Source organism: Moritella sp. Urea-trap-13, from assembly GCF_002836355.1.
Lineage (GTDB): Bacteria > Pseudomonadota > Gammaproteobacteria > Enterobacterales > Moritellaceae > Moritella.
Genome location: NZ_PJCA01000033.1, coordinates 1 through 13,754, shown reverse-complemented (window position 1 = coordinate 13,754; position 13,754 = coordinate 1). Strand labels below are relative to the sequence as shown.

Annotated in this window: 7 protein-coding genes; 1 reads left to right on the top strand and 6 read right to left on the bottom strand. The window is 40.5% G+C overall.

Features of this window, described 5'->3' with window-relative positions; all coding sequences use genetic code 11:
• Positions 1-8: 8 nt before the first annotated feature.
• The gene (locus tag CXF93_RS15540) at positions 9-1,244 is read right to left on the bottom strand and encodes a cystathionine gamma-synthase family protein (RefSeq protein ID WP_101063459.1); all 1,236 of its coding nucleotides are present in this window, start codon (positions 1,242-1,244) and stop codon (positions 9-11) included.
• 97 nt (positions 1,245-1,341) lie between these two features.
• Positions 1,342-1,803, bottom strand: coding sequence for a transcriptional regulator AsnC (gene asnC, locus CXF93_RS15535; RefSeq protein ID WP_017222470.1), 462 nt, complete (start codon positions 1,801-1,803; stop codon positions 1,342-1,344).
• 270 nt (positions 1,804-2,073) lie between these two features.
• Between asnC and miaA the strand changes: the two genes are divergently transcribed.
• On the top strand, positions 2,074-2,997 hold the full coding sequence (gene miaA, locus CXF93_RS15530; protein WP_101063458.1) for a tRNA (adenosine(37)-N6)-dimethylallyltransferase MiaA: 924 nt from the start codon (positions 2,074-2,076) through the stop codon (positions 2,995-2,997).
• A 104-nt stretch (positions 2,998-3,101) separates the two neighbouring features.
• Here the strand turns inward: miaA and CXF93_RS15525 are convergent, their stop codons facing one another.
• The 4 genes from CXF93_RS15525 to recC all read right to left on the bottom strand — a co-directional run bounded on the left by CXF93_RS15525 (position 3,102) and on the right by recC (position 13,524).
• On the bottom strand, positions 3,102-4,337 hold the full coding sequence (locus tag CXF93_RS15525) for a dicarboxylate/amino acid:cation symporter (RefSeq protein WP_101063457.1): 1,236 nt from the start codon (positions 4,335-4,337) through the stop codon (positions 3,102-3,104).
• Positions 4,338-4,523: 186 nt separating this feature from the next.
• Complete coding sequence (recD, locus tag CXF93_RS15520) at positions 4,524-6,551, bottom strand: exodeoxyribonuclease V subunit alpha (RefSeq protein WP_101063456.1); 2,028 nt, start codon at positions 6,549-6,551, stop codon at positions 4,524-4,526.
• A complete protein-coding gene (gene recB, locus CXF93_RS15515) occupies positions 6,551-10,132 on the bottom strand; it encodes an exodeoxyribonuclease V subunit beta (RefSeq protein ID WP_101063455.1) in 3,582 nt (1,193 codons plus the stop codon). Before recB ends, recD begins: the two co-directional genes overlap by 1 nt.
• Positions 10,132-13,524, bottom strand: a complete 3,393-nt coding sequence (gene recC / locus CXF93_RS15510; RefSeq protein WP_101063454.1) for an exodeoxyribonuclease V subunit gamma — start codon at positions 13,522-13,524, stop codon at positions 10,132-10,134. The genes recB and recC overlap by 1 nt, the downstream gene beginning before the upstream one ends.
• Positions 13,525-13,754 lie beyond the last annotated feature (230 nt).

Sequence of the window (13,754 nt, the reverse complement as noted above, 5' to 3'; positions counted from 1 at the left end):
GTTAACGCTTACAGACTCGCTAATGCTTGGGTAAAGTCCGCTAGTAAATCATCGGTATCTTCAATACCAATTGAACAACGGATCATGCTCTCGCTAATACCCGACTCTTGACGTGCCGCTAGGCCAATTTCATGGAAAATAGTAGGCGCAACAGGCAATGCTAAACTACGGTTATCGCCTAAATGCGTCGCACCGATAACCAGTTTTAGTTCATTCAAAAATTGGCAGCAATCGAAACCTTCTTTCAAGTCCAAACTGAGCATTGACCCTGATGCGCCAAATAGCGATTTAGCACGGATATATTGTGGATGCGATTCGAGTCCAGGATAATAAACGCGGTCAACTTTCGGGTGATTCTCTAACATTAATGCGAGTGCTAATGCCGAACCTGACGATTGTTTAACACGCAGTGCCATCGTCTCTGAACCTAGCGCTAATTGGCCAGCCGCTTCAGAACTCAGGCAAGCGCCCATGTCGCGTAACCCTTTCTTCTTCATTTGCACATAACCCCACATTGCAGGATCACCTTTACGGTACGCTTCAAAGATATTTGGATACTGTGACCAATCAAATAAACCGGTGTCAGTGACAGAACCGCCAATCACATTACCGTGGCCACCAAAGTACTTGGATAACGAGGTAACGATAAGATGGCATTTCACCGCTTTAGGCTGGAATAGATAGGCTGATGTTAGAGTATTATCGACAACATAAAGCAATCCTTTCGCGTCGCATAACTCGCCGATTTCAGCTAAATCACAGACTTGTGTTGCTGGATTGGCAATTGTTTCTACAAACACCATTTTAGTGTTCGCTTGGCAAGCGGCAGCAACATTAGCAACATCGGTAGCATCAACGAGCGTCACTTCAATACCAAAACTTTTTAAAGTGCCAAACACACTTGAGGTATTACCGAATAAGAAACGGCTGGCAACAATATGATCGCCACCTTTTAGTAAAGTCAAAAATATTGCGACAATCGCCGCCATACCAGAGCTAAAACAAAGTGATGCTTTTCCCTGCTCCATTTCGCAGATCATATTTTGTAACATATCAATCGTTGGCGTAGCTTGACGAGCATAGGCTTGGCCAGCTTGGCGACCTTGGAAGATATCGATAAGATCTTGAATATCATCATAACCGTAAGTGGCAGAGTTATAAATTGGTGCGTGAATAGCCCCAAACTCTAAATTTTGATTGTGATCATGATGAACTAAGTGAGTAGTGAATCCCTGCTCTTTCATTGTTATTCCTTCATACAACAAATTGACGTTAACCTCATTATTGATCAGGATGAGGTTAACTTATAGCATTTATGTCATTTTCTCACTACTGGTACATTTACGGATGAACATCACGGCTAATTGGATTTTGTAACGAGATCAATGTTTCAGTCGATTGTACTTCTTCAATCTGTTGAATTTTATCAATCAATACTTTTTGTAATTCATCGATAGAGCGCGTCATCAATTTCACAAAAATATTGTAATTACCCGTGGTGTAATACGCTTCAACGACTTCATCTAGCGCTTTTAATTGCACTAACGCAGAAGGGTAATCTTTTGCGCTCTTTAGATTAATACCAATAAAACAACATACGTCATAACCGAGTTTCTTCGGACACACTTCAACTTTAGTACCAAGGATAACACCTGTTGATTTCATTTTTTCGACACGAACGTGAATAGTACCCGCACTGACGTTAAATTTTTTCGCCAGTTCAGCATAAGGTACACGTGCATTGACCATGAGTGCATTAAGGATTTTTTTATCTAATTCATCAAGATGAGCATTAAGCGACATTACAACGATTCCGATCATAAGTAACAATACAAGAAGTCGATTATAACGCTAAAACCATAATCATCTAGCGTATAATTTGAATAATCTTGATAAATCACCACCTTTTTGACTGCATAACTGCGATTTAGCCACGATCTCCTTAATTAATGGCTTAATTTACCAAATTCGAAATTAGTTTAATGGCAATGTTAAAAATACTATTGGCCACATAGCCTGCTTGAGTTACCATTTCGGTCTGCACACAGCGCAATTATTTATTCAGGTAACTTAATGTCTCAGCAACAATACAATCTTATCGTCGTACTCGGCGCCACCGCATCGGGAAAAACACGTTTAGGTGTCGATCTGGCCAAGCAATTAAACGGTGAAGTGATCTCGGGCGATTCTCGACAGGTCTATACAGGCCTCGATATTGGCTCAGGCAAAGATTTAGCTGAGTACGGTGATGTACCTTACCATTTGATTGATATTATCGAACCCGGTAAAGAATATAACGCCTTTCAATTTCAGCGTGACTTCTTCAAGGCATTTACAGACATTAACCAGCGTAACAAATTACCGCTACTTGTCGGCGGCACGGGTTTATACATAGATGCAGTGGTTGCTGGTTATGAATTTGTGCAAGTCGATAAAAATATTACTCAGCGTGTGCAGTTTGCTGAGATGGCTTTAGCAGATGTACAACAAATTTTGCTTGAGCTTGATAGCCAATCCTATGAAGCGACAGATATTACCGTACGTCCACGCTTGTATCGCGCCATTGAAATAGCGCAACATGCAGCATTACAAACAAGTGCCGCAGTCAAAACAGTACTACCAGAAATAAAACCTCTGTATTTCGGTATAAAATGGGAGCGCAGTGTATTACGTCAACGTATCACCTTACGCTTAAAAGAACGTTTAGAAAACGGCATGATTGAAGAAGTCGAAGGACTATTAGCGCAAGGTATTACGCATGAAAAGTTAGAGTACCTTGGCCTTGAATACCGCTTTGTAAGCCAATATATCGAAGGTAAGATAAGCTATGATGAAATGTTTGATATATTGAATATTGCCATTCATAAATATGCCAAACGCCAAGATACCTGGTTTAGAAGAATGGAGCGACAAGGTGCAAAGATTCATTGGTTGGAAGGGACTGGCGACATTAACCTACAAGCTCAAACAGTGATGAATCAATTTCAAAAAAGTTAATGATTCATCTCCAAGAATAAATCTAAGCTCTAACTTCCGAACATAAAAAAGCCACACCGAATTGGTGTGGCTTATTAACTTCAATATGTATTTCTAAGCCTTTATTATTTCGTGATTTGATGCTCCGGATTGTATTTATCCATCACCACAGCACACACGGCATCGCCGGTAATATTCAGAGCAGTACGCACCATGTCAAAAATACGGTCTAATGCGAATAACAGTGGTAAACCTTCAATTGGAATGCCTGCCGCTAATAATACCGCAACCACAAGAAATGATGGTCCCGGAACACCCGCTTGACCAATCGCACCCAATGTCGATGTAAAGATAATAGCCGCGTAAGCCGCCATACCTAATTCAACGTTAAACATTTGCGCAAAGAACACAGCAACAAGACCATAATAAATGGCGTTACCGCTCATATTAATTGTTGCGCCTAATGGTAATACAAACGAGGCTGTTGATTTAGCTACTTTTAATTCTTGTTCACACACTTCCAGTGTCACAGGCAATGTCGCCATTGATGACGCTGTAGATAATGCTAATGCTTGTGGTTTCTTCATCGCCGACATGAATTTCAGTACTGGCGTATCTGAGAAGAATTTCACTACTAATGGATAGAAGATAAAGCCGTAGATAATAGTAGCTGCGATATAAACAACGAATAATTTCAGTACCACAGCAAGCGCGCTAAAACCAAAAGTACCAACCGATTCAGCCATCAGGCCAAATACACCAATTGGGGCAATAACCATGACACAGTTAATCATCCATACAAACGCGTCAATAATGGTGTTCAAACCATCCATAATCGGCTTTGAACGTTCACGTTCAACTTTCGTTAACGCAATACCGAAGAAGATACTGAATACTAAAATTTGCAGAATATTGCCACTAGTAAGCGCACTAAATACATTCGTTGGGATCATGCCAATGATGGTATCAAATACACCTGGTAATGCGCCCTGCTCTGCAGTTACAACAGCAAGACCCGCAGTATGTTGAGAAAAATCAACACCCACACCTGGTTCAAATACATTACCCATCACTAAAGCAAGTGTCACAGCAATCGCCGATGTCAGCATAAAGAATACAAACGTGCCAACACCAATTTTACCTGCAGAAGGACTATCACCGAGGTTCGCTGCGCCAGCAATAATAGATACAGCAACCAGCGGTATCACCAACATTTTGATCAGATTAATGAACAAGGCACCTAGAGGTGCAAAAATAGCAGCGCCTTCGCCCATAAAGGCACCGACGGCCGCACCTATGATCATGGCAACTACAACTTGAAATCCAATATTTTTAACTAGACTTTTTTTATCCCTAAGCAAAACACTCTCCAAATAAGGCTTTATGCGATATATTATACGTTAACGAAAAACGCGGCGAAGATAACACAGCAAGTAAGGCATAAATGTGATCAAACACTAACTTTGTAAGTGTATATTTGCAATATCGATAACAAAGCATAGCCTTTTTAGGATAAATGATAATCTAGGCTCTAAATCTACGATTCATCAATCTTGATTAAGTAATGCCATTAAGCCACTCACCCGTTCGGTACGCAATTTAATCGCTTTTTTCATTACTGTGACGTTGGTAAATATGTCTAACTGCTCTTTGGCACGAGTAATACCGGTATAAACCAGCTCTCTTGTCAGCACTGGATTGAAACGATTAGGTAAAATCATTACCGTGTGTCTAAACTCAGAACCTTGTGATTTATGGATGGTCATTGCAAAGACGGTTTGATGTGGCGGTAATCGACTCGGTAAGAAAGATTGCACATTACCGTCCGCCATTTCAAAATAAACCCGTATACGGCGGTCTTCATCCTGCATACAAATACCAATATCACCATTGTATAAACCAAGGCCATGATCATTATTGGTGATCATAATCGGTCTACCTGCATACCATTCCGATTGATCTTTACGTATCTTGCGCGCCGCTAATAATGCTTTTTCGATACGTTGATTTAAACCTTCAACACCAAAATCGCCTTCTCTGATCGCGGTTAAAATTTGGAAATCATTAAAACTACGTAGTATCGATTTGGCGTCCTCGTCACTCGGCGATACAACTACCTTAGCCAAGTAATCTTGATAACCAGTTTTGGCCATCGTAATAAGCGCGTCATAGGTTTCTGTCGATAAAGGGTGCAGGTTAATATCATCATGTTGGTTTTCCCAGACGCTATCAAATTCGTTTAGATCACCTCGATTCACCGCCCCAGCTAGACAACCAATACCAGATTCAGCATCGAAACGATAGCTCTTACGTAATAAGCAGAGGCTGTCATATATCGCCGTCGCATCTGTGGCTTGGTACTGGTTTAGATCGTAATCAGTAATACTAGATAACCAGTTCACTTGCCCAGCAGAATAACCCTTCGTTGCATAAGCACAGATATCCGCAAGTACAGAACCCGCCTCTACCGACGCAAGCTGATCTTTATCACCCAATAATATCAATCGAGCATGGGGTGGTAATGCCGCTAACAATTTCGCCATCAAGGGTAAATCCACCATTGATGCTTCATCAACAACCAGTACATCAAGGTGTAATGGGTTACCTTTATTGTGACGGAATGCTTGTCTATTCGGGATCACACCTAATAATCGATGTATTGTCCCTGCTTGCTCGGGAATTAAATCTGCTACGCTCACCTGTAAATCTAACTTGCCCTTCGCACCCGCAATCGACTCTGTTAAACGAGCTGCCGCTTTACCTGTTGGTGCAACAAGTTTAATGGTTAACGCTTGCTGCGCTAATAAACCTTGTTCAATTAACAAAGCTAATAATTTAGTTACTGTGGTTGTTTTACCCGTACCTGGGCCACCGGATATCACCGAAAAATGCCGTGTCGCAGCGACAGCAACAGATAACTTTTGCCAGTTAAGACAATAGGCTTCTGGGATCAAGCTATCTAAGGCATGTAATTCTTGAGCATTCTTAGCCGTGAGTAATACTTGCTCAACATCATTCCAACTAATACGGCCTTTCTTTACAACGTCTAAGTACTTAGCCACAAATGACTGCGCGCTAAAGTTAACTTCTCGCTCTTTCGCTAAAATAGGGAATAGAAATCCATAATCACGTTTAAATAAGCGATTAAGGCTGGCACTTAGATCAGGTTGCTGGCTTTGCTTGGCTAAACTCTTTAACTGCTGTGCAACTTGTAACTCGTAAGCCCAGTAACGCTGTAAATATAATTTACCCGAATCAGCAACAAACTGTAGTGGCGCAGACTCACCCACAACAACTGAGTTTGCTAATAAACTTGGCCAAGACTCATTACGACTCGATATTTCCGTCAGTAATAAGTGTGAACGAGTTAAGTTTAGATCAAATAACGCATTGCTATCTATACGCTGTAAGTCAATGCACACATGACCTTTACCCAGTTGATAACTGGTTAAACAGGCTAATAAAATAACCGCGGGGTCAGATTCATAATTACTAATAAATCGAGCGAACTGATAATCAAGTTGACGGATCTGATTTTCATTGGCTAATTCTTTTAAACACTGAAGTATGCTCATTATGCAAGTTCTCCTAAAAATAATTCATCTAACTGCATAACAAAATCGAGTGATGGTTTAGTGAAAAACACACCATGCTCATTACCCGTCTCAACCCTCATTCCACGTAAGAATAAGTAATAGACACCACCAAAATGCTGTTCGTAATCATAATCTGGAATACGCGAACGTAGAAAACGATGCAATGCTAAGGTATACAACTGATACTGCAGTTCATAGCGATGCTCAATCATGACATGATCAATCGCATCGGCAGTGTACTCAGCTTGGCTATCACCTAAATGGTTAGATTTATAATCAAGGACGTAATAACGGCCTTCATAAACAAACACCAGATCGATGAAACCTTTTAACATACCACTGACTTGCTGGAAGTCTAACTCGCCCGCTTGCTGAGATAATCCGTCATGCTGCTTTATCAATACGTTCAAATCATCACAGTTAAGCGATGAGATAGGCATAAAGAATTCCATCTCCACTTTCTTTTTTGAGGGGGTTAATTGACGTAAACTAAAACCATCTTGTAATGGACAATCCAGTACCTGATTCACCAATTCAAGTAAAATCGGTAACCAAGCAATATCGTAACCTTCACGCTCTAACAATTGTAAGATCTGTTCGGTTAGCGCTTCTTCATCTACATTCGCAAAATCAATATGCTCAAACACAGTATGTAATAAAGTACCAGCGGCAGCACCACGTGGGAAACTAAAGATATCCCAACTCATTTCCTTCTCTTCATCTTTCTCGGTATTCACTTCAGCATCAAAACCCGGTAATTCCAGTGAAGCATCGTAACTAGAATTATTGTTACCAGAGTTACCGCTAGAGCGATGGCGAGACAATGCCGAATAACTCGTTACCCACCAATTCTTACTTATCGGGTTAGTCATGATTTTAGCTTGATAGATTACCACTGGCTCAGCAACAGGCTGGAAAACAGGTACTGCTGCTAACGGCGGTTCCACAATCGCCGCGTATGCTTGTTGCTCTGCAAGTTTTTCAACACAGGTTTTAAAGTCGGTATCTTTGCACTCGTCACCTTGCTGTAATAGATAACCCATCGCATTAAGGTGCATCTTATTATGAGCGTTACCCATTTTAACGGCGCCAAGTCCTAGCCACGTGGCATAAACACCACGCGTTAACGCAACATAAAGCAAACGTAAATCTTCCGCCAAGCGCTCTTCATCCGCTTGCTCTTTAGCTGCTTCAAGCTTCTCTACATCATCTAAATCAAGATGCACATAAGTATGCCCATCTTGATGATAAAGTGGTGTTGATGCTTGTCTGGTCGCACAAATGAATGGCAGGAATACTAAGTTATATTCCAGCCCTTTGGATTTGTGAATAGTAACAACCTGCACCAAATCTGCTTCACTTTCTAAACGTACTAATTGCTCTTGTGCATCACCATTAGGGTTTTCAATTTTTTCACCAAACCAACGGAATAAACTGTATTCACCATCAAGCTCTAAACTTGCTTCTTGCAATAGTTCACCTAAATGCAGAACGTCAGTTAAACGTCGGTCACCACCTTGTGCTGAAAGCATGATCGCGGCAATATTTTGTTTATTCAGTAACAATCTTAATGCCGGTAAGAAACCTTGCCACTGTAAGGTTTTTTGATACAGCTTAAATTCAGCAACTGTTTGTTCCCACACTTTTTCATCATTACTGAGCTGGTCTAACTTAATGGCAGGTTTTTCAAAAATAGATGTCGCTAATGCCGCTCGTAATAACCCCTCATCTTCAGGATTCAATATGGCGGCAAAGATATGGTACAACTCACGCGCTTCACGACTGGCGAATACACTTTCGCGATTCGACATATACACACTAGGAATAGCTAAAGCATCAAGCTGATCACGCACTAATTTAGCTTCAGCACCAGTACGCACAAGAATGGCAATATCACCTGCTTTTATCGGACGTCCCGATAGCATGGCATTACCTTGCTGGGCATCCGTCAATAAGGTCGCAATTTGGTTCGCAGTTGCTTTCGCATAAACTTGTTGGTATCGACCCTTGGTGATATTTTTTTGGTCTTCCTCTTCATGCAACCACAGTTGTAGCGCCGCTGGTTCAATACCATTTAATAATAATGGCTTGCTTTTACCTTGTGAATCAACTGGCTGGAAGCTGATACTGTCTTCATAAATAAACGGCTTATTGGCATGTTCAAATACGCGGTTAACTGCGCTAACCATCGAATTCGAAGATCGCCAGTTTTTAGCTAACGTATAATGAGCTTCAACATTTTTACGCGCTTGCATGTAAGTAAAAATGTCCGCTCCACGGAAACTATAAATTGCTTGTTTAGGATCGCCAATCATGAACAAACCAGCACCATCTTGCTTGCCATAAATGGTATTAAAAATATCGTATTGTTGTTGATCGGTATCTTGGAATTCATCAATCATCGCGATTGGATATTGGCTACGGATACATTCCGCGAGGCTAACAGCTTGGTCACCAGTGAGAGCATCAGATAACCCTGACAGTAAATCATCAAACGACAACAGCTGTGATTGATTTTTAGTTTTCATCACACGCGCACGCACGTATTCAACGGCTTTAACAATGAAGCAATCTTTAAGCGATAATGGTTTTTCTAATAGCCGTTCAATATCATCAAATACTTGATGCTCTGGTGATACTTTACCCTTTTTGGTTTTAGTCGTTAAAGCATATTGGGAAAACTTAACCAGACAATCAGGCAGATCGTTTTGTGTGGTTTCTGATTGCGACCACGTCAGCATTTCATGTAACCATTTCGATACGCTCGCAGGACGGTAACTATTACCGTTTAAATTTCCCGCTTGAATCAACTCACAAAGATCGCCTACGTTTTTAAACCACGAATCTTTGACCTGCTGTATCGATGACATGAGCTTGTCGTAATCTTCTGTAATATCATCACTACTAGTTTTAGCAATAAACTCAATATCAGTATTTGATAGGTATCCAGATATGTCTCGTAATAGCGCTTGAGGCGATGACCAAAAGCTATGTACCATATCCACCATGCCATCACTATAGCGATAGAAATGACTACGCCAGAAATCTGCAACGGCATTAAATTTTAGCTGTGATTCATCGGTAATAAATTCACTTTCAAATAATGCCCCCGATTCAAATGCATTTTGCTTTAGCATGCGCTGACAAAAACCATGAATGGTATAAATAGCCGCTTCATCCATTTGTCTTTCTGCAGCTAATAGTAATTTTGCACAACGCCCGTAATCTTGTTCTTTAATATCTGCCAGCAGCAAGCTGATCACAGGGTCATTACTGCGACGAATACTAAATGCGATCCGCGCTTGATGAATACGCGCACGAATACGATCGCGTAATTCTGCAGTAGCCGCTTCGGTAAAGGTTACAACTAATATTTGCTCAACCGTGAGAAGTTGGTTTTCACCATCTTTGTGATAAGCATTTTCGCCGCCATGCCCTAAAAGTAAACGCAGATATAAACTGGCAATGGTGAATGTTTTACCCGTACCAGCAGATGCTTCAATAAGGCGTTCTCCATATAAGGGAAACGTCATTGCATTTAGAATATTTACATCAGCCATTATTCAACATCCTCTAGGTAATCAAATATCGGAAATAGTGTGGTTTCAGAGGATGCTTTCATTAAGCCATAAACGTCATCATTTAAACGTGGAAAACTGCGCTGTAAGTAATCATCCGCATTTTCACCCATACGGTTATAACCACCTTCAAAATTTAACAATGCTTCAGCACGTAATTTATATTCATCAGGTTCAGAACTTGAACACATTGCCTTTGCCCAGCCCCAGCCAGTTTTTGGAAATAGCGCAAAAGGCTGGCAACAACCATCGCTATATACTTCGAGTAATTGAAATAATAATTCCCGAGCACGAGATGCTTCAATTACTTTCAGGCTTTGTACGATAGGTTTACCCGCAGTTAAGTGAACCAAAGTAGTCGGCATCGGATTTTTAACACTAATACAAAAGCACAAGTGCTCCAACCAAACTTGTAAGTAGTCTTTACCATTGAATCCGCTCGGCTTATGTCGCACCAAACCACCGTTATACACTTGTTTTAACCAACCAACTAAGCGCCCAGATATCAACGGGATATCAACTTCGATATCATCATTATTATTAGTTAAAAGAGGTGTTAACACCTGGGCAAGTTGGCTTACCGTAGCCACTTCTTTATTTAATGATATTTGTCCAAATCGGCCTAGAGGCAGACTACCAGAGGCAACTAATCGAGCTGTCACTTGCGCAACATCACCACCCGCTAATTCTGTTTCTAGCAATTGCGCTTTAAGGTGATATTTTTCTAAATTATCCACATCAAAAGGTTCGTCATCCAGTACATCAAGACTTGCTTGGTTAAAGTAAACTTTCAAACGGCGGTTAAAGAAATACTTAGTTGGATGACGGTAAAAACGCAGTAACTCCGCAAGCTCAATTTCTTGAGTATCATCATTAACAGATAATGCCGGCAAAGGTTCGCTTAAGAATTCTCTTAATTCAACATTCGGCGCTAATGCAGGTAACCACTCTTTAGCGAAAGACATTGGCGACTCTGGATTAAAATAACGCGCATCAAAAGGTTGCAGCGCATGATAAATAATTAAATTAGCCAATAAGCGCTCTGCAGATTCATCTGGTGAAAGATGTTCATCACCCGCAATACAAAAACTTTGCTGGCAATACTGTAATAATTCAGTAATCAATACCGATGGTAAACGTTCACTCTTATCGCGAATACTGTTACCAATGTAACTAATGTATAATTTACTTTGTGCTGAAATCAACGCTTCTAAAAATAGATAACGGTCATCATCACGGCGACTTCGATCACCTTGTTTGTGATCATTAGCCATTAAATCAAAGCCCATCGGTGGAATAGAACGCGGATAAACACCATCATTCATACCAAGTAAGCAAATGACTTTAAACGGTATTGAACGCATTGGCATAAGCGTACAAAAGTTAACTTGCCCAGCGAGGAATTTTTGGCTCGAACCAACTTGGGAAAGCGCATTATTTAAATAATCACGTAATACTAACGGTGTAATAGCTTTATCGTAACTAGCACTTTTTAATTGTTCATCTAAATGCGAAAAAGCGTCTCGGATCATTTTTATTGACTGTTCATCATCCACATCGATTTTGTAGAAACTATCAATGAGAGTATTACCTAATTTTATCCAGTCCGAGATTGATTTCGGATCTTGCAATAATATTAGGCTATCTAGTAGTGACTCAATAAATTGGGCTAATTTCCCCAGTAGTTCGGCTTCGATACCTTGAACTTCTTGATAGGGTAATATGCCCTGATAAATATCATCGCCGCCATAAGCGTAACCCAACAGCATCCGATGTAAGCCAAATAACCAAGTATTTTGTTTCATCCCAGGTAAATCAAAACGCGTTGCATCATCCTCATCTAATCCCCAACGAATACCAGACTCGTCGATCCACTGACGTAAACGGTTAAACTCATCAGGCGTAATAGCAAAACGTGCAAGTACTGCTGGTACTTCAAGTAGAGACAACAGTTCAGATACATTACAACGTAATAAAGGCAGAGCCAATAATTGTAAAAAACTCAGTAAGATCGGATTATCATACTGGGCACCACTATCTGAAATAGAAAAAGGGATATAGCGTTCATCATAACGGTCAATCGCACCAAACACCGCTTGAATATAAGGGCTATAGCCATTCACATCTGGCATCATGATAACCACATCACGTGGGTTTAAATCTGGATTTTCCGCAAACATAGTGAGCAGATTATTATGTAGTACTTCGACTTCTCGCATCGGGCTGTGGCAACTATGAAACTCAAGCGAAGTATCGGAAATATCAACAGGCAGTTTATAGCTACTGTCACGATCGTGCGTATTATTTAGCGATATATTAAATTCAGCCATGCTACGATCGGACAAATCTAAAATATCACGATGGATACTAGCCAGTAAGCCTTCACTTGTCGGCTCAACAAATACGTCTAACTCCTGACAGCCAAATCCAGTTAATAGCGCCAAGTTATCACGACCTAGTTTACCCATAGAAGCTAATAATGGATTACCAACTTTAAAGGCGTCATCTTCATCAAATAAAGCCCGAACTGTATCTTCATCACTAGCGCTAACTTTATTACTCATGCCCAACTTTTCATTATTGTGATTAAGCATAGTGCGTTGTTTTAACAGCCACTTAGGGTCGATAAGGTCACCCCAATATAATCGACACGGATTTGATAACATGAAGTGAACATCAGTGTGTTTGCCAAGCGTTTGCAGAGCATCTAAATAGCGCGGAGGCAGTGCTGAAACACCGAATACAAATATCCGGGCAGGTAAAAGCTTAGCATCAAAACTCGGGTGATTAAGAGACGCAATAAATTGATCGTATAAGTTTGCACGATGGTAATGAGATTGACCAAGTTCTTCTGTCTTTGTGACTAACGCGCGCCATAATAGCGGTTGCCAAGGGTGTGTATCCGCATGAACATTTTCACCTGACTCCCAAGCCGCAACCCATTCTGGTCGATACACTAAATATTGATCAAAGGTATCCGATATTTTTTGACATAGCTGAAATAAGCGATAATCATCTTTGTCATCCGCTAAGTAATGCTTTAATGATTCAAATTCAATATGTTCTAATAAATCAGGCAGTATCAGCATTAACTTCCACGACATCGCTTCTTTATTAAAAGCACTTTTGTCTGGGATATTAGGTAATACTTTCTGGAACATTTTCCAAATAAAAGAGGCCGGTAATGGAAAGGTGATATTAGCCGATATACCCATCGACTTAGCTAACTCCATTTTCACCCATTGTGCCATACCAGGGCTTTGCACCAAAACTTGTTCTTCGACAAAAGGGTCGGCAAGTGGGTCTTTAGCAATAAAGTGAGCCATAAGCTCTTTTAAAATATCTAACTGATTCGAATGATAAAGATTAAACACGGTAACTCCAGACTGATAACCTACTGGAATTGTGGAGCATAGCTACTAACTATGCAATATAGAAAAAACAACATGTTTGTTTTTGCGACAGAAATAGATAAACATCCGTAAATAGAAGAATCTTAGATGATTAGGATGGGCAGCTCTTATTATGTTAGATATTACACAGATAGCCAGCCCTTAAATTTCACACAAAAAAGCCGATATCATCTCTGATATCGGCTCTCTCT